Annotated in this window: 17 protein-coding genes and 1 tRNA gene; 13 read left to right on the top strand and 5 right to left on the bottom strand. The window is 64.2% G+C overall.

The genetic code is table 11. The features are described from left to right. Both PKA57_RS10250 and PKA57_RS10245 read right to left on the bottom strand, forming a co-directional pair. Entirely contained in the window at nucleotides 1-1,299 is a 1,299-nt protein-coding gene (locus tag PKA57_RS10250) for a dihydroorotase (protein ID WP_324300192.1), read from the bottom strand. After that, nucleotides 1,296-2,264: an aspartate carbamoyltransferase catalytic subunit gene (locus PKA57_RS10245; protein WP_324300190.1), complete on the bottom strand. Its 969-nt coding sequence runs from the start codon at nucleotides 2,262-2,264 to the stop codon at nucleotides 1,296-1,298. The genes PKA57_RS10250 and PKA57_RS10245 overlap by 4 nt, the downstream gene beginning before the upstream one ends. Before the next feature lie 123 nt (nucleotides 2,265-2,387). On the opposite strand from PKA57_RS10245, the gene PKA57_RS10240 reads away from it, so the two are divergent. From PKA57_RS10240 to PKA57_RS10230, 3 genes are all read left to right on the top strand, one after another. Next, nucleotides 2,388-4,064, top strand: coding sequence for an isovaleryl-CoA dehydrogenase (locus tag PKA57_RS10240; protein WP_324300188.1), 1,677 nt, complete (start codon nucleotides 2,388-2,390; stop codon nucleotides 4,062-4,064). Nucleotides 4,065-4,203: 139 nt separating this feature from the next. Beyond that, nucleotides 4,204-4,845: a DUF1326 domain-containing protein gene (locus tag PKA57_RS10235; protein ID WP_324300185.1), complete on the top strand. Its 642-nt coding sequence runs from the start codon at nucleotides 4,204-4,206 to the stop codon at nucleotides 4,843-4,845. A 17-nt stretch (nucleotides 4,846-4,862) separates the two neighbouring features. Then, nucleotides 4,863-5,639 carry a DUF2182 domain-containing protein gene (locus tag PKA57_RS10230; protein ID WP_324300183.1) on the top strand — a complete coding sequence of 259 codons (777 nt, stop codon included), beginning with the start codon at nucleotides 4,863-4,865 and terminating at the stop codon, nucleotides 5,637-5,639. 4 nt (nucleotides 5,640-5,643) lie between these two features. On the opposite strand, the gene PKA57_RS10225 is transcribed toward PKA57_RS10230, so the two are convergent. From PKA57_RS10225 to ruvX, 3 genes are read right to left on the bottom strand one after another with little or no spacing between them, the layout of a single operon-like run. After that, a complete protein-coding gene (locus tag PKA57_RS10225) occupies nucleotides 5,644-6,558 on the bottom strand; it encodes an AEC family transporter (protein WP_324300180.1) in 915 nt (304 codons plus the stop codon). Nucleotides 6,559-6,564: 6 nt separating this feature from the next. After that, nucleotides 6,565-7,839 (bottom strand): MFS transporter, encoded by a 1,275-nt coding sequence (locus PKA57_RS10220; RefSeq protein ID WP_324300179.1) that lies wholly within the window; start codon nucleotides 7,837-7,839, stop codon nucleotides 6,565-6,567. Nucleotides 7,840-7,899: 60 nt separating this feature from the next. After that, the gene (gene ruvX, locus PKA57_RS10215; RefSeq protein WP_324300260.1) at nucleotides 7,900-8,310 is read right to left on the bottom strand and encodes a Holliday junction resolvase RuvX; all 411 of its coding nucleotides are present in this window, start codon (nucleotides 8,308-8,310) and stop codon (nucleotides 7,900-7,902) included. 307 nt (nucleotides 8,311-8,617) lie between these two features. Here ruvX and gatC point away from each other — a divergent pair, with 307 nt between their 5' ends. From gatC to PKA57_RS10165, 10 genes are all read left to right on the top strand, one after another. Then, nucleotides 8,618-8,905 carry an Asp-tRNA(Asn)/Glu-tRNA(Gln) amidotransferase subunit GatC gene (gatC, locus tag PKA57_RS10210; RefSeq protein ID WP_324300177.1) on the top strand — a complete coding sequence of 96 codons (288 nt, stop codon included), beginning with the start codon at nucleotides 8,618-8,620 and terminating at the stop codon, nucleotides 8,903-8,905. A gap of 3 nt (nucleotides 8,906-8,908) precedes the next feature. Then, nucleotides 8,909-10,387, top strand: a complete 1,479-nt coding sequence (gene gatA / locus PKA57_RS10205; protein ID WP_324300175.1) for an Asp-tRNA(Asn)/Glu-tRNA(Gln) amidotransferase subunit GatA — start codon at nucleotides 8,909-8,911, stop codon at nucleotides 10,385-10,387. After that, complete coding sequence (gene gatB, locus PKA57_RS10200; protein ID WP_324300173.1) at nucleotides 10,387-11,871, top strand: Asp-tRNA(Asn)/Glu-tRNA(Gln) amidotransferase subunit GatB; 1,485 nt, start codon at nucleotides 10,387-10,389, stop codon at nucleotides 11,869-11,871. Before gatA ends, gatB begins: the two co-directional genes overlap by 1 nt. A gap of 219 nt (nucleotides 11,872-12,090) precedes the next feature. After that, nucleotides 12,091-12,510: a histone H1-like repetitive region-containing protein gene (locus PKA57_RS10195; protein WP_324300171.1), complete on the top strand. Its 420-nt coding sequence runs from the start codon at nucleotides 12,091-12,093 to the stop codon at nucleotides 12,508-12,510. Next, the gene (locus tag PKA57_RS10190) at nucleotides 12,510-13,313 is read left to right on the top strand and encodes a glutathione S-transferase N-terminal domain-containing protein (protein ID WP_324300169.1); all 804 of its coding nucleotides are present in this window, start codon (nucleotides 12,510-12,512) and stop codon (nucleotides 13,311-13,313) included. The genes PKA57_RS10195 and PKA57_RS10190 overlap by 1 nt, the downstream gene beginning before the upstream one ends. Nucleotides 13,314-13,427: 114 nt before the next feature. Continuing rightward, complete coding sequence (locus tag PKA57_RS10185) at nucleotides 13,428-13,781, top strand: hypothetical protein (RefSeq protein WP_324300167.1); 354 nt, start codon at nucleotides 13,428-13,430, stop codon at nucleotides 13,779-13,781. Nucleotides 13,782-13,886: 105 nt separating this feature from the next. After that, entirely contained in the window at nucleotides 13,887-14,519 is a 633-nt protein-coding gene (locus tag PKA57_RS10180) for a glutathione S-transferase N-terminal domain-containing protein (RefSeq protein ID WP_324300164.1), read from the top strand. Between the two features lie 215 nt (nucleotides 14,520-14,734). Next, the gene (locus PKA57_RS10175) at nucleotides 14,735-15,004 is read left to right on the top strand and encodes a hypothetical protein (protein WP_324300162.1); all 270 of its coding nucleotides are present in this window, start codon (nucleotides 14,735-14,737) and stop codon (nucleotides 15,002-15,004) included. 112 nt (nucleotides 15,005-15,116) lie between these two features. Beyond that, nucleotides 15,117-15,989 carry an acyl-CoA thioesterase II gene (gene tesB / locus PKA57_RS10170; protein WP_324300160.1) on the top strand — a complete coding sequence of 291 codons (873 nt, stop codon included), beginning with the start codon at nucleotides 15,117-15,119 and terminating at the stop codon, nucleotides 15,987-15,989. 90 nt (nucleotides 15,990-16,079) lie between these two features. Further along, nucleotides 16,080-16,172: transfer RNA gene (locus PKA57_RS10165), tRNA-Ser, on the top strand.

Genomic DNA, 16,172 nt, shown 5'->3' with positions numbered 1-16,172 from the left:
TCAGCGTGCCCCTTCCCCCTGAACAAAGACCGTGCGGCCGCTCACAACGGTGCGCAGCGCGCGACCCTGCATGCGGCGATCCTCGAAGGGTGTGTTCTTCGAGATCGAATGCAGCTTAGCGGCATCGACGAGCCATGGCACGTCCGTATCGATGAGAACGAGATCGGCGGGCAGCCCGGCCGCGAGGCGGCCCGTGGCGAGGCCGAGCAGGTCGGCCGGTGCATAGGTCATGGCGCCGAGAAGCCGGGACAGCGGCAGGTCGCCATTGTGAACGAGGGCGAGGCCGGCGGGCAGCAGGGTTTCAAGGCCGATGGCGCCGAAATTCGCCGATGCGAAGGGGCGGCGCTTGACCTCGGCGTCCTGCGGATCGTGGCTGGAGACGATGACGTCGATGGTGCCGTCGGCAAGTCCCGCGACGAGCGCCTTGCGATCAGTCTCGGAGCGGAGCGGCGGCGAGAGCTTGAAGAAGGTGCGATAGCTCTGGACGTCGTTCTCGTTGAGATAGAGGTGAGCCGCGGAGACGCCGCAAGTGACCTTAAGGCCGTTCTGCCGGGCGCGGCGGATGAGATCGACGGAGGCGGCCGACGAGACTTGCGCGACGTGGTAGCGCCCGCCGGTGAGTTCGAGGAGGCGCAGGTCGCGCTCGATCATGATCGTCTCGGCGGCGGCAGGAATGCCCGCAAGCCCGAGGCGGCTTGCAAGCTCGCTCTCGTTCATGACGCCGGTGGCAAGCTCCGGCACTTCCGCATGCTGGACGACGAGCGCATCGAAATGCGCGGCGTAGGCCATGGCGCGGCGCATGACCTGCGCGTTCGAGACGGCCTGTTCGCCATCGGTGAAGGCGACGGCACCCGCTTCCCGCAGAAGGCCGATCTCGGTCATCTCGGCGCCGGCGAGGCCCTTGGTCAGCGCGGCCATGGGGTGAATGTGAACGATGCCGGTGTCGCGCGCGCGCCGCTCGATGAAATCGACAAGCGCCACATCGTCGATCACGGGGTTCGTGTTCGGCATGACGATGAAGGTGGTGACGCCGCCCGCCGCCGCCGCGTGGCTCGCCGTGCGCAGCGTCTCGCGATGCTCGGCGCCGGGCTCGCCCGTGAAGACGCGCATGTCGATGAGGCCGGGGGCGAGAACATGGCCGCCGCAATCGACGATCTCGGCGCCTTCGGGCAGGCCGCCCGCGAAGATCGACGGGCCGAGATCTGCGATCCGTCCATCCTCGACGAGAAGGCCGCCCGGCTCGTCATAGCCCGAAGCGGGGTCGAGGAGGCGCGCATTGATGAAGGCTGTGCGGCTCATGGCTGGCGCTCGTTCGGCAGGTTGCGCGCGAGCGCGTCGAGGACGGCCATGCGCACGGCGACGCCCATCTCGACCTGCTCGCGGATGACGCTGCGGTCGATGTCGTCGGCGACGGCGCTGTCGATCTCGACGCCGCGGTTCATCGGGCCCGGATGCATGATGAGCGCATCGGGTTTGGCGAAGGCGAGCTTCTCGTGGTCGAGGCCGTAATAGTGGAAGTATTCGCGCTGCGACGGGACATAGGAGCCGGTCATGCGTTCGAGCTGGAGGCGAAGCATCATCACGATGTCCACGCCTTCGAGCCCCTTGCGCATGTCGTGGAAGACCTCGACGCCGAAGCGGTCGACGCCCTTGGGCAGCAGCGTGGGCGGCGCGACGACGCGGACGCGCGCGCCCATGGCGTTGAGCAGCAGAATGTTCGAGCGCGCGACGCGGCTGTGCAGAATGTCGCCGCAGATGGCGACGATGAGCCCTTCGAGGCGGCCCTTGCGACGGCGGATGGTGAGGGCGTCGAGCAGCGCCTGGGTCGGATGCTCATGGGCGCCGTCGCCCGCATTGACGACCGAGCAGGACACTTTTTGCGAGAGCAGCTCGACCGCGCCCGATTCGCCATGCCGGATGATGATGAGATCGGGATGCATGGCGTTGAGCGTCACCGCCGTGTCGATCAGCGTTTCGCCCTTCTTCACCGAAGAGGAGGCGACCGACATGTTCATGACGTCGGCGCCGAGGCGCTTGCCCGCCAGCTCGAAGGAGCTTTGCGTGCGCGTAGATGCCTCGAAGAAGAGATTGATCTGGGTGCGACCGCGAAGGACGGAGCCCTTCTTGTCCACCTGCCGGTTCTGCTCGACATAGGTGTCGGCAAGATCGAGCAGGGACGTGATGTCGCGGGGGGAAAGCCCCTCTATGCCCAGCAGGTGCCGGTGCGGGAAGAGGGGGACGGTCTGTTTGTCCGCGTTTGTCATTAAAGCCGGATTGTATAGGGCCGATTCCCGGAGGCGGCAAGGGCGGGCGCGGGCTCTCGTGGATATCCCCACATTTTTGGTGCCGTGCTAGGCTCTCGCGGACAGGAAATGGAGGGCGAGATCATGACCAGTCCGCGCGCCTTTGCGACTCACGAGGTCTTTAACCAGCCGCCGGCGTTGGAAAACTATAATCTCTACACATCCGACCGCGCGCTCATGGAGACGGTGGAGCGGGAAGGCGGCGGCGCGGCGCAGGACGGCCTTGCGGCGTTCGGCGCGAAGATCGGCACGGAGGAGGTCATCGACCTCGGGCGGCAGGCCAACACCTATCTGCCGGTGCTGAAAAGCTTCGACCGCTTCGGGCATCGCATCGACCGGGTCGAGTTCCATCCCTCCTACCATCAGCTCATGGCGCTGTCGGTCGAGCAGGGCCTTCACGGCTCGCCCTGGGACCATCTCAAGGACGGCTCGACGCCGAAGCCGGGCGCCGTCGTGGCCCGGCTCGCGGGCACCTACATGATGACGCAGATCGAGGCGGGACATGGCTGCCCGATCACTATGACCAATGCGGCAGTGCCGGCGCTCCTCTTCCAGCCCGATCTCGCCAGGCAGTGGGTGCCGCGCATCCTCGCGCGCGAATATGACCAGCGCTTCATCCCGGCGAAGGAGAAGAAGGGCATCACCTTCGGCATGGGCATGACCGAGAAGCAGGGCGGCACGGATGTGCGCGCCAACACGACGACGGCCGAGCCCGTGGGCAAGGGCGGGCCGGGCGGCGAATACCGCATCACCGGGCACAAATGGTTCTTCTCCGCGCCCATGTGCGATGCCTTCCTCGTGCTTGCGCAGGCGCCGGGCGGCATTTCCTGTTTTCTCATGCCGCGCTTCACGCCCGATGGCGAGGAGAACTCGATCCGCATACAGAGGTTGAAGGAGAAGGTCGGCAACCGCTCGAACGCCTCTTCCGAGGTCGAGTTTCAGGCGGCGAGTGGCTGGCTCATAGGCGAGGAAGGGCGAGGCGTGCGCAACATCATCGAGATGGCGACCTATACACGCCTCGATTGCGCCGTGGCGAGCGCGGGCATGATGCGGCAGGCGGTGGCGCAGGCCGTGCATCATTGCTCCTATCGGACGGTCTTCCAGAAGAAGCTCATCGACCAGCCGCTCATGGCCAATGTGCTCGCCGATCTCGCGCTCGAAACGGAAGCGGCGACGGCGCTTTCCTTCCGCGTGGCGCGCTCCTTCGATCATGCGCATACGGATGAGGCGGAAGCCGCCTACCGGCGCATCATGACCCCGGTGGCGAAATACTGGGTCTGCAAGCGCGCTCCGAACCTTGCCTATGAGGCGATGGAATGCCTTGGCGGCAACGGCTATGTGGAAGAGGGGATCGCGGGCCGCATCTATCGCGAAATGCCGGTGAACGCGATCTGGGAAGGATCGGGCAATGTGATGTGTCTCGACGTGCTGCGCGCGCTCGTCCGCGAACCGCAGGCGCTTGACGTGGTCGTCGCCGAATTTGAAACCGCGCGCGGCGAGAACCGCGCCTATGACGGCGCGCTCGACGCGCTGAAGGATGCGTTCAGAGAGCCGGGCTCGCTCGAGGCGCGTTCGCGCCAGATCGTCGAGGTGATGGCGAAGCTCGCGGCTGGCGCGCTCATCCTCAAACATTCGCCCGCTTATGTGTCGAGCGCCTATTGCACGTCGCGCCTCGGCCGCGACTGGGGCGATCTTTACGGGACGCTTCCGGCGGGAGCCGATCAGTGCGCGATACTGGAGCGTGCCGCGCCCGCGCATTGAACGCGCCTAACTCTTTGGAGGTAGGAGTGCGCTTGTTGGGCATGCAGTCGATTGAGGTGTGCCGGCCGAAGGTCTAGAGTCCTGCTCTTGCTTGCGTGCTGATGACCGATGCGTCCGACCACACCCGATGGAGCGCGCCATGGCCCGTATAGACTGGAGTCTCAAGGGCGTCGAAATCACGGCCTGCAATTGCGACTGGGGCTGTCCGTGCCAATTCAATGCACTGCCGACACATGGGCATTGCCGTGCGTCGACGGCCATTGAAATCGAGCGCGGACATTTCGGCGAAACGAAACTTGACGGCCTCCGCTTCGGAGGATTGTTCGCCTGGCCAAAGGCCATTCATCAAGGCGACGGTGAAGCGCAGCCCTTTATCGACGCGCGCGCCAATGAGGCGCAGCGCAATGCGCTTCTGACGATCATGAGTGGCGGCGAGACTGAACCCGGCGCGACGATCTTCAATGTCTTCGCGGCGACGCTGACACGCATGCACGATCCGCTTTTCGTGCCGATCGACTTCACGCTTGATCGAAAGAAGCGGCAAGGCCATTTCCGCATCGCAAATGTCGTCGAGGTGAACGACGAGCCGATCCACAACCCGGTCACCGGGCGGGAGCATGTCGCGCGGGTGAGCCTGCCCAACGGCTTCGAATATACGGAAGCCGATTTCGTCAGCAGCAGGACGGAAACGGGCAAGGCGGCCGCCATTCCACTGAGCTGGGCAGCCGGGCATGGCCACATCGCCAATGTGCACTGGACGGGCGACGGCGTCGTCCGCTGACAGGCCGGATAGAAGCCATGGTCGAAGTCCGAAGCGGGGATGCACTGGTGGAACGGCTGGTGCGCCAGGACCGCGCGGTCGTCCTGCTTGCGATCTCGGCGCTCGTCGCCATCAGCATCGCTTATCTCGTCGCAGGCCCCTCCATGCCGACCATGGAGGACATGCCGGACATGGCGATGCCCATGGCGATGGACTGGGCGTCGTTTTCCTGGCTCGCGCCGATGTGGATCGCCATGATGATCGGCATGATGCTGCCGAGCGCGGCGCCCATGCTGCTGCTCTTCGCGCGGCACCAGCGCTTCAGCGATCCGGCGAGGAACCCCGCAGCGGCGACGCTCAATTTCGCGGGCGGCTATCTCGCGGTGTGGATCGGTTTCAGCCTGCTCGCCGCGTTCTTGCAGGCCTATCTTTCCGGTCAGTCATGGCTGACGGATGAAATGCGGCTCGGCTCGCCGCTTGCGCGGGCGGCCCTGCTTGCGGCGGCGGGGATCTTCGAGCTGACGCCCTTGAAATCGGTCTGCCTCGAATCCTGCCGCTCGCCCGCGCAATTTCTGGCGGCCCATGCACGAAGCGGAAATCTCGCCAAGGGGCTCCGGCACGGCCTGTTCTGTCTCGGCTGCTGCGCGGCGCTGATGGGGCTGCTCTTCGTCGCGGGCGTGATGAACCCCCTCGCCATCGGCGCGCTCGCGGTCATCGTGCTTGCGCAGAAGCTCGCGCCTCCGCACTGGCGGCTCGACATGGTGGCGGGGATCGCGCTCATGGCGGCGGCCGTCTTCGTGCTCGCGCGAGGATGATGGCTCAGCCGAAGAACCAGAGCATCAGCGGCATTGTGAGCATGGCGAGGATCGTGCCGCCGGTGATGAGGCTCGCCATCAGCTCGATATGGCCGCCGAGCTGGCGGGCGAGCACATAGGAGGAAGTCGCGCCCGGTACCGCGCCGCAGATGAGAACGACGAGGCGGGGGAGGCCGGTCACGCCGAAGAGCATGCAATAGCCCATCATCATTGCCGGCATGACCAGGAGCTTGAGCACGCTCGTGAACAGGACGATCCACTTCGCTTCCAGAATGTGACCGATGCGAAGGCCGCCGCCGACGGCGATGAGGCCGAGGGTGAGCGATGCGTCGCCGAGAATTTTCGCGGTGATGGCGAGCGGGCCCGGCAGGCCGATGCCGGTCGAATTCAGGAAGATGCCGAGAATGCAGGCAAGGATGAGCGGGTTCTTCGCCAGCAGCTTCACGACGGTCGCGGGCTTCGGCGAAATGCCCATGGCATGGCGCGTGAGCACCGTCACCGAAAGTATGTTGGCGAGGGGAACAAGCACGGCGAAGGAAACGGCCGCGAGCGCGACGCCTTCCTTGCCGTAGAGCGATGCGATGGAGGCAAGGGCGACGAAGCTGTTCCAGCGCACGGCGCCCTGAAAGACGCTCGAATATTCAGGCCCGGCGATCGGCCGCACCCTCTGCGAGAGGACGAGGATCGCGACCATGCTGAGCAGTCCGGCCGCGAGCGCCCAGGCCATGGGCCAGACATCGAAATTCTCGAGGTCCGCGACGGCGAGCGTGTGGGTGAGGAGCGCGGGGAAGAGAATGTAGTAGTTGAGCTGGTCGAGCGGCAGCCATATCCCCTCGCCCGGGAAGCCGCCGCGCCGCATGGCGAAGCCAAGGCCGATGACGAGAAAGATCGGAACGAGGGAACTGAGGATCGAGAGCATGCGGCCTCACGGAAACGGGGTCGGAGCGGCTTCGATATCCAGCTCGATCTCGGGTGACACCTCGTCGAGTGAGCGGCGCGCCGTTTCGGGCAGGAAGAATATGACCGGAACGATGGCGAGCGGCGCAATGCCAAGGAGGATGACGATCGAAATGGCGTGCGATCCGACGATCGGGTAGAGCGCGCTTTCGGCGGCGAGACCTGCAATGCCCGCTGCGACATTGATGACGCCGCGCGCGGCAGAGGAGGTGGAGCGGTAGGAGGTCGGGAAGAGTTCGCTGCCGAGTGCCGAGAGCGTCACCTCGGAGGCGAAATAGAAGAAGAGGCAGCCGATCCAGCTTGCGATGAGGAGCGTCGGGTCGCCCGTCATGTAGAAGAGAATGAAGAGGGTGACGACGACGGGGATGCACACGCCGAGCACGACGCGCCGTCCGGCAATGTCGCTGACGCGGCCGGCGACGAAGAAGCCGAGGATCGACAGCGCCCCGCCGAAGAATTGCAAATAGCCCACATGCGCCGGTGCGTAGCCATGGGTTTCCTGCAGGAATTTGGAGATGAAGGCGAAGGCGGCGGCAAGACCGAACGAATAGGGCGCGGTGGTGGCCACCAGCGCGGCGAAGCGGCCGGGATAGGCCCTGGCGAGCGAGACGATGGGCCGAAGATGATCGCGCAGGCCCTGCGAGGCCGTTCGTGTCGCGCTGTGATCGAGGAAGCGCTGCGTTTCCTTCAGGTTCCGGCGCGCGAACAGGATGATGACGAGACCGGCCGCGCCGACGAGGTAGAAGTCGCGCCAGCCATGGGGCAGCGCGTCGATCTGGCCATAGAGCAGCGACGAGAGCCCATAGCCCAGCGTGCCGAGGGCGGCGAGGCGCCCGAGCGCCCAGCCGCGCCGTTTGGGGTCGATCTCCTCCGCGATGATGACATAGCAAAGCATCTCCTCGGCATAGGAGAAGCAGCGGGCCAGTGTTTGCAGGATGAGATATTGCGCGGCTGTCTGGGCAAAGGCGCTCAGCACCGTTGCAAGCGTCATTCCGATCACGGTGAGGATGAGCAGCCGCCGCCTGCCGACGACATCGGCCATGAAGGCGAGAGGGAAGGCGAGCAGCACGCCGAAGCGGATGACGCCGGTATACAGCCCGAGATGCTCTTCGGGAATTTGCAGGGACGCCTGAATTTGCGGTAGGGCGAGGGCGAAGATGCCGAGGTCGTAATTGTTGATGAAGAGCGAGCTGCCGACGAGCAGGAGCAGAAGGCGTTGCTCGCGCGGGAGCGGGGATTTCATCAGGAGCAAATGAAGCTCTCCGGTTTCTCGGTTCGTCCGCCGCTCGTTTCCGCGTGTGCTCTAGGGCAGGCTCCGCAGGCGCTCCAGCGCGCCTTGCAGTATGTACGCGGCGGCCATCTTGTCGACAAGCTCGGCGCGGCGGGCGCGGCTCGCATCCGCTTCGATGAGCGTGCGGGTGACGGCGGCCGTCGAGAGGCGCTCGTCCCAGAAGGCGATGGGGAGGGCCGTTAGCTTTTCGAGGTTGCGGGCGAAGGCGCGCGCCGACTGGGCCGCAGGGCCTTCGCTGCCGTCCATGTTGACGGGCAGGCCGATGACGAGGCCGCCCACGCCGTGCTCGGTGGCAAGGGCGAGGAGCCGGGTGGCGTCGGCCGTGAATTTGGCCCGCTTGATGGTTTCGAGCGGCGATGCGACGGTGAGCGAGATGTCGGAGAGCGCAAGGCCGATGGTTTTGGAGCCGAGATCGACCCCCATCAGGCGCTCGCCCTTCCTCAGCAGCGCCCGAAGCTCGCTCAAATTCTTCACATTGGCGCTCAACTCGTTATTTTCCTTAAAAGATTTATGAGGTAGCGGACGATAGCCGCCCGCTGCGGGGCGCGCAATCGGATATCCCCATATATAAAGAGCCGCGTCGTTGCGGCTGACGCTCCGGCTTTGTTATGGTCCCCCTCGATTCCTCCCTCGGGGGGATTCCTCCATTCGGGGTCGGCAAGTCTGGACTGCGCGGGGCCGCTTCGGCCAGGCGCACATCCCCTCTCCGAACCATAGCAAAGGCAGGCCAATGTCGGTCGATCAGAACACGGTCCGGAAAATCGCCCGGCTCGCGAGGATCGCGGTCCGGGAAGACGAGCTTTCGGCGCTCGCAGGCGAACTCAACACCATTCTCGACTGGGTCGAACAGTTGCGGGAAGTCGACACCAGCGGTGTCGAGCCCATGACGAGCGCGGTCGCGATGCGGATGAAGATGCGGGACGACGTGGTGTCGTCGGGCGATCTGCAAAAGGAAGTGACGATGAATGCGCCGGGGGCCGAGGACGGTTTCTATGTCGTGCCGAAGGTGGTGGAGTAAGAGATGACCGATCTGACCAGGCTGACGCTGGCCGGCGCGCGCGATGCGCTGCGGAAGAAGGAAATCACCTCGCTCGAACTGACCGAGGCCTATATCGCCGCCGTCGGCGAGAGCAAGGTTCTCAACGCCTTCGTGACCGAGACGCCGGACAAGGCGCGCGAGATGGCGAAGGCGTCGGATGCGAAGCTCGCCAGGGGCGAGGGCGGGCCGCTTGAAGGACTGCCGCTCGGCATCAAGGATCTCTTCGCGACGAAGGGCGTGCTGACGACGGCATGCAGCCACATTCTCGACGGCTTCACGCCGCCTTATGAATCGCAGGTGACCGCGAACCTCTGGCGCGACGGCGCTGTGATGCTCGGCAAGCTCAACAATGACGAGTTCGCGATGGGCTCGTCCAACGAGACGAGCTATTACGGCCCGGTCGTCAATCCGTGGCGGCGCAAGGGCTCGGACGCGAAGATCGTTCCCGGCGGCTCGTCGGGCGGCTCATCCGCGGCGGTGGCGGCGAAGCTCTGTCTCGCGGCGACGGCGACGGATACGGGCGGCTCCATCCGCCAGCCGGCGGCGTTCACCGGCACGGTCGGCGTCAAGCCGACCTATGGGCGCTGCTCGCGCTGGGGCATCGTCGCTTTCGCCTCCTCGCTCGATCAGGCCGGACCCATCGCGCGCGATGTGCGCGACGCGGCGATCATGCTTCGCTCCATGGCCGGACACGACGAGAAGGACGCCACCAGCGTCGACATGCCCGTGCCGGACTATGAGGCCGCGCTCGGCCAGAGCGTGAAAGGGCTCAAGGTCGGCATTCCGCGTGAATACCGCATCGACGGCATGCCCGCCGAGATCGACGCGCTCTGGACGAAGGGCGTCGAGTGGCTGAAGGCGGCGGGTGCCGAGATCGTCGATGTGAGCCTGCCGCACACCAAATATGCGCTGCCGACCTATTACATCGTGGCGCCGGCTGAGTGTTCCTCGAATCTCGCCCGCTATGACGGCGTACGCTATGGCTTGCGCGTCGAGGGCAAGGACATCACCGATCTTTATGAGAAGACCCGCGCCGCGGGCTTCGGGCCGGAGGTGAAGCGGCGCGTGCTCATCGGCACCTATGTGCTCTCGGCCGGCTATTACGACGCCTACTACCTCAAGGCCCAGCAGGTCCGCACGCTCATCGCCCGCGACTTCGCCGAGGCCTATCGCAAGTGCGACGTGCTGCTGACGCCGACGGCGCCCTCGGCCGCCTTCGCCATCGGCGAGAAGACCGCCGATCCGCTGTCCATGTATCTGAACGATGTTTTCACGGTGACGGTGAACCTCGCCGGGCTTCCGGGCATCTCGGTGCCGGCCGGCCTTTCGAGCGACGGCCTGCCGCTCGGCCTCCAGCTCATCGGCCGCACCTTCGACGAGGAGACATTGTTCCGCGCGGCCTACGCGCTTGAAGAAGCGGCCCGGTTCACGGCCGAACCCGAAGTCTGGTGGAGGGCGTAATGCGCGAACGCGAACCCCGTAACGAAGATCTGATCAAGGGCGCGACCGGCGATTGGGAAATCGTGCTCGGTCTCGAGGTCCACGCCCAGGTCAGTTCCAACGCCAAGCTCTTCTCCGGCGCATCGACCGCCTTCGGCGCGGAACCCAACACGCAGGTGAGCTTCGTCGACGCGGCCATGCCGGGCATGCTCCCCGTCATCAACCGTTACTGCGTCGAGCAGGCGGTGAAGACCGGCCTCGGGCTCAGGGCGAAGGTCAATCTGCGCTCGATCTTCGACCGCAAGAACTACTTCTATCCCGATCTGCCGCAGGGCTATCAGATCTCGCAGTTCAAGCACCCGATCGTGGGCGAGGGCGAGATCGTGATCGATCTTCCGGGCGGGCGCTCGGAGCGCGTGGGCATCGAGCGGCTGCATCTGGAACAGGATGCGGGCAAGAGCGTGCACGACCAGAGCCCGACATCGAGCCATGTCGATCTCAATCGCGCAGGCGTCGCGCTGATGGAAATCGTCTCGAAGCCGGATATGCGTTCTGCCGACGAAGCAAAGGCTTACGTGACAAAGCTCAGAACGATCCTGCGCTATCTCGGCACCTGCGACGGCAATATGGAAGAAGGCAGCCTGCGCGCCGACGTGAACGTCTCGGTGCGCCGCCCCGGCGGCCCGCTCGGCACGCGCTGCGAGATCAAGAACGTCAATTCGATCCGCTTCATCGGCCAGGCGATCGAATATGAAGCGCGTCGCCAGATCGAAATTCTCGAGGAAGGCGGCACGATCGATCAGGAGACGCGCCTCTTCGATCCGAAGCTCGGCGAGACGCGCTCCATGCGCTCGAAGGAAGAGGCGCATGACTATCGCTACTTCCCCGATCCCGATCTTCTGCCGCTGGAACTCTCTCAGGCCGAAGTCGATGCGATCGAGGCCGGCCTGCCGGAACTCCCGGACGACAAGAAGGCGCGGCTTATGTCGGAGTACGGACTCTCCGCCTATGACGCGACCGTTCTCGTCGGCGAGCGGGCGACTGCGGACTATTACGAGGCGGTGGCCAAGGGACGCGATCCGAAGCTCGCGGCGAACTGGGTGACGGTCGAACTCTTCGGCGCGCTGAACCGGGAAGGGCACTCGATCGAGACGTCTCCGGTCTCCGCCGAGCATCTCGGAAAGCTCATCGACCTCATTTCGGACGGCACCATCTCCGGGCGAATCGCGAAGCAGATTTTTGATTCGATGTACAAAACGGGCGGCGACCCCGCCGAAATCGTCGAAAAGGAAGGTCTGCGCCAGGTGACCGATACGGGCGCCATCGAGGCGGCCATCGACGCCGTCATCGCCGCCAACCCGGACAAGGTCGAACAGATAAAATCAAAACCCGCTCTTGCAGGCTGGTTTGTCGGACAAGTCATGAAATCCACGTCTGGCAAGGCAAATCCGCAAGTCGTGAATCAAATTCTGGCAGCCAAGCTCGGCCTATCGTCCGACGGCTGACGAATTTTTCAAGGGCTCCGATCAACCGTTTGTCAACCACTTTCCGCAGAGAGTGGGCGGGATACGCTTGCACAAAAATGCAACAGTGTGTTGCGGAGACCATTGACCGCGCTCATATTATTTCCCGCGTCTGAGGGGTACGAGGGCGCGATCAAGTGTGTGCGTTGCGAGTCAGTGGATTGTCGCCAACGATAACGGCACATCAGGAGCTAGAGAAACATGGCTACGAAAGCTAAAGCGAAACCCGCCGCCAAGAAACCGGCTGCGGCCAAGAAGCCTGCTGCGAAGAAACCCGCTGCGAAGGCGAAGACCGTGAAGAAGCTCGCCGCCCGCACGACGGCTGCGAAGAAGGCGCCGGCGAAGCGCAAGCCCGCCGCGAAGAAGGCGACCACCGCGAAGAAGGCCACCGCGGCGAAGAAGCCCGCCGTGAAGAAGGTTGCGGCGAAGAAGCCCGCAGCCAAGAAGGTAGCCGCCAAGAAGCCGGCAGCGAAGAAGCCCGCCGCCAAGAAGGCGACCGCGGCGAAGAAGCCCGCCGTGAAGAAGGTTGCGGCGAAGAAGCCGGCAGCCAAGAAGGCCGCCGTCAAGAAGCCGGCGGCGAAGAAGCCCGCCGCGAAGCGGAAGCCGGCTGCAAAGAAGTAATGACCGGTAGTCGCCGGCCTGCCGCGACCGCAAAAGCGGTGACGCGCGCCTCCAGTCGGTCGACTCCCGCAAAGGGGAGCCAGCCGAAACCGATCGAACTCTATTACTGGCCGACGCCAAACGGCTGGAAGATCTCGATCATGCTGGAGGAGTGCAAGCTGCCTTACGTGGTCAGGCCGGTGAATATCGGAGTTGGCGACCAGTTCAGGCCGTCCTTTCTGAGGATCGCGCCGAACAACCGGATGCCAGCCATCGTGGACCCGGACGGTCCAGGGGGAAAACCGATCTCGATCTTTGAGTCGGGGGCAATCCTTCAATATCTAGGGCGCAAGACGGGAAAGTTCTACCCCGCGAGTGAGCGTCAGAGAGTTGAGGTCGACCAATGGCTGTTCTGGCAGATGGCTGGGCTTGGCCCCATGGCGGGCCAAGCCCATCATTTCCGCCAGTACGCCCAGGAGAAGATCCCGTATGCGATCAAGCGCTACACGGACGAAGTGAACCGGCTTTACGGCGTCATGGAACGGCGCCTCAAGGACCGCGACTACCTCGCCGGGCGCTATTCGATCGCAGATATAGCCTGCTGGGGCTGGGTCGTACCCTACAAGAACCAGGGCCAGCGGCTTGAAGACTTTCCTCGCCTCAAAGACTGGTTCGAGCGGGTTGGCGCCCGGCCGGCAGTCAAGAGAGGCTTTGCCCTTGGGCGCGATTGGCGCCGGGGGACACTCGGGGACAAGACCAAGGAAGCCGAACAGGCGCGCAAAGTGCTGTTCGGGCAACGCGCACGAAAGAGCAGCCGGGCTTAACGCCGGGTTGGCCGCTTGATAAGCTTCAGCGTGCTCGAGAGATCGGGCACGCTGATTGTTTTTCGGGGGCTCGCATCAGATGTAATTTCGCGCGGGCGAGCGAGAGGTGTGCGAATGGACAGATATGCGATCCTTGCCGCCGGGCTTCTTGCCTGCGCCGTCCTTTCCGGCGCGGATGCCCGGGCCGAAACGGTCACCGGCAGCGGCACTCTGGTGATGAAGGACAACTATCATTCCAAGACGGCGTGGGGGACGGGGCTCACGCTTCCTCGCGAGGGCCGCATCGTCCGCGTCATGGATGGCACCTACGGCTTCACGATCAGGAACGAGAGGGGCGACCCGGTCGCGAATTTTCTCGATCCGCAGCAGGCGGTGGGCATGTCGCTTCCGGCCGGGAGCTACAGCATCGAGCCTTATGTCTGCGCCCGCCATCGGCATCATCACATCGAAGTGACCGCCGAATATTGAGACGCCATCGCATCCGGCGCGCCGACAATCTATATGCGTGATGTGACGGAACGCGGGCGGCACAGGCCAGCGGTTTCCTCCGCCATGCATCAGCAGGAGAAGCGGATGATCGATCTCTATACCTGGACGACGCCCAACGGACGCAAGGCTTCCATCATGCTCGAGGAATGCGGCCTCGATTACACCGTGCATCCGGTCAATATCGGCAAGGGCGAGCAGTTCGCGCCGGAGTTTCTCAGGATCAGCCCCAATAATCGCATTCCGGCCATCGTCGACCGGGATGCGGAGGAGGGGCCGCTCTCCGTATTCGAGTCGGGTGCGATCCTCATTTATCTCGCGGAGAAGACGGGCAAGTTTCTGGCTCCGAGAGGACGCCAGCGCAGCAATGCGCTCGAATGGCTCATGTGGCAGATCGGCGGTGTCGGGCCGATGTTCGGCCAGCTCAACCATTTCATGAACGCTTCACCGGAGAAAATTCCCTATGCGATCGACCGCTATGCCAGGGAGGCAGCGCGGCTCATCGGGGTGATGGAGAAGCGTCTCGGCGAAGCGCAGTTTCTCGGCGGCGATTATTCGATCGCCGACATCATCACCTATCCCTGGATCGCGCCCTCGCTCGATCTCATCGCGAAGGCCCGGCCCGAGCTTGTGGGCGAGGCTCCCCATACGCGGCGCTGGATCAGGCAGGTGGGCGCGCGTCCGGCCGTGCAGCGCGGCATGGCGGTGCCGAAAGTCTGACCCCTCCGCGATCATGCGCACATTCGCCACCGGGGGCCGCCCGCGAGCCTGAGCGGCATCAATTCATTTTGCCTCAAATCCGATGCGTTAACCATTTTTTCAGCGCGACGGTGAAATGCTTTACCTCGGGGCAAGGGGGACCTTGCAAAGGATAGGCGGCTGCCTTCTGCGGACAGGGTTCCGGGCGAGGGCCGCTGAACTCGAGGAGGTGGCACATGGCACGTGTGCAGCTCGACGTGATGGAGAAGGGCGCGCTTGCGGCCGATAACAGCAAGTGCGACGCGCTTTACGATCTGGGACTGATCTATTCGACGGGAAATGGCGTCGAGGTCGATCTCGTCACGGCGCACAAATGGTTCAATCTCGCGGCCATGCGGGGCAGCGAGGCGGCACGGGCCTGCCGCGCGGAACTCGCGCGGGAAATGAAGCCGTCCGAGATCGCCGAAGCGCAGAGGCAGGCGCGGGAGTGGCTCGCCAGCCACTGAGGGCCTGATATCGAGTGCGGCTCCCGGTTCAACCCGGGTGACAGCTTCCGTCGTTATGCTTATGTTTCGCGCACTTTTCAGAAGCGCGCGAAAGCGGCGACAGGAATCCCAGATGACAGAAGCCAACTCGACCGACGCCGTCGAAGACCTCATCCAAGTTCTCAACCTCGAACAGATCGAGGTCGATCTCTTTCGCGGACACAGCCCCGATGTGAGCTGGCAGCGCGTCTTTGGCGGGCAGGTGATCGGGCAGGCGCTGGTCGCTGCCTACAGGACGGTCGAGAACCGGGTCTGCCATTCGCTCCACGCCTATTTCATCCGGCCGGGCGATCCCAAAATTCCGATCCTCTACAAGGTCGACCGCTCGCGCGACGGCAAGAGCTTCACCACGCGGCGCGTCGTCGCGATCCAGCACGGCCAGCAGATATTCAATCTCGCCGCCTCGTTTCAGGTGCCGGAGCAGGGCTTCGAGCATCAGGCGGCGATGCCGGACATTCCCGCGCCCGAGGAACTGCCGAGCGAGCGCGAGTTGCGGAAGGCCGTTGCCGGCAAGCTGCCTGAAGCGATCGCAAAGCATTTTTCGCGGCCGCGCCCGATCGAGATCAGGCCGGTGAACCCGCAGCATTACATCGACCCCGAGCCGATGGAGCCGGTGCAGCATGTCTGGTTCCGGGCGCGCAAGGAGGTGGACGACGACATCGCGCTCAACCAGTGCATTCTCGCCTATGCCTCGGACATGACGCTGCTCGACACCTGCGTGCGGCCTCATGGCGTGAGCTGGGTTTCGGGCAAGCTCCAGTCGGCGAGCCTCGACCATGCCATGTGGTTCCATCAGCCGTTCCGGGTGAATGACTGGATGCTCTACAGCCAGGACAGCCCCAGCGCATCGGGCGCGCGCGGCTTCAATCGGGGCAGCATCTATACGCGCGATGGCCGGCTCGTGGCCTCGGTCGCGCAGGAAGGGCTCATTCGCTATCACGATTGAGAAATTTCCGGCCATTTGGCTGGATCAGGCCCCTGCTCATGGGAGTTCGCGCTTGATGCGGCGCGCAATCTTGGGCATACACGGGGGCACGGAGAGGTGGCCGAGAGGCTGAAGGCGGCGGTTTGCTAAACCGTTATACGGTGATAAGCCGTATCGTGGGTTCGAATCCCATCCTCTCCGCCA

The sequence above is a fragment of the Parvibaculum sp. genome (genome assembly GCF_035325945.1).
GTDB lineage: Bacteria > Pseudomonadota > Alphaproteobacteria > Parvibaculales > Parvibaculaceae > Parvibaculum.
This window is presented reverse-complemented; position numbering and strand designations above follow the sequence as displayed.

Excerpts from the sequence above, each read along its gene's own strand:
- PKA57_RS10250 (WP_324300192.1), bottom strand. The coding sequence starts at position 1,299 with ATGAGCCGCACAGCCTTCATCAATGCGCGCCTCCTCGACCCCGCTTCG.
- PKA57_RS10245 (WP_324300190.1), bottom strand. The coding sequence starts at position 2,264 with ATGACAAACGCGGACAAACAGACCGTCCCCCTCTTCCCGCACCGGCAC.
- PKA57_RS10240 (WP_324300188.1), top strand. The coding sequence starts at position 2,388 with ATGACCAGTCCGCGCGCCTTTGCGACTCACGAGGTCTTTAACCAGCCG.
- PKA57_RS10235 (WP_324300185.1), top strand. The coding sequence starts at position 4,204 with ATGGCCCGTATAGACTGGAGTCTCAAGGGCGTCGAAATCACGGCCTGC.
- PKA57_RS10230 (WP_324300183.1), top strand. The coding sequence starts at position 4,863 with ATGGTCGAAGTCCGAAGCGGGGATGCACTGGTGGAACGGCTGGTGCGC.
- PKA57_RS10225 (WP_324300180.1), bottom strand. The coding sequence starts at position 6,558 with ATGCTCTCGATCCTCAGTTCCCTCGTTCCGATCTTTCTCGTCATCGGC.
- PKA57_RS10220 (WP_324300179.1), bottom strand. The coding sequence starts at position 7,839 with ATGAAATCCCCGCTCCCGCGCGAGCAACGCCTTCTGCTCCTGCTCGTC.
- ruvX (WP_324300260.1), bottom strand. The coding sequence starts at position 8,310 with ATGGGGGTCGATCTCGGCTCCAAAACCATCGGCCTTGCGCTCTCCGAC.
- gatC (WP_324300177.1), top strand. The coding sequence starts at position 8,618 with ATGTCGGTCGATCAGAACACGGTCCGGAAAATCGCCCGGCTCGCGAGG.
- gatA (WP_324300175.1), top strand. The coding sequence starts at position 8,909 with ATGACCGATCTGACCAGGCTGACGCTGGCCGGCGCGCGCGATGCGCTG.
- gatB (WP_324300173.1), top strand. The coding sequence starts at position 10,387 with ATGCGCGAACGCGAACCCCGTAACGAAGATCTGATCAAGGGCGCGACC.
- PKA57_RS10195 (WP_324300171.1), top strand. The coding sequence starts at position 12,091 with ATGGCTACGAAAGCTAAAGCGAAACCCGCCGCCAAGAAACCGGCTGCG.
- PKA57_RS10190 (WP_324300169.1), top strand. The coding sequence starts at position 12,510 with ATGACCGGTAGTCGCCGGCCTGCCGCGACCGCAAAAGCGGTGACGCGC.
- PKA57_RS10185 (WP_324300167.1), top strand. The coding sequence starts at position 13,428 with ATGGACAGATATGCGATCCTTGCCGCCGGGCTTCTTGCCTGCGCCGTC.
- PKA57_RS10180 (WP_324300164.1), top strand. The coding sequence starts at position 13,887 with ATGATCGATCTCTATACCTGGACGACGCCCAACGGACGCAAGGCTTCC.
- PKA57_RS10175 (WP_324300162.1), top strand. The coding sequence starts at position 14,735 with ATGGCACGTGTGCAGCTCGACGTGATGGAGAAGGGCGCGCTTGCGGCC.
- tesB (WP_324300160.1), top strand. The coding sequence starts at position 15,117 with ATGACAGAAGCCAACTCGACCGACGCCGTCGAAGACCTCATCCAAGTT.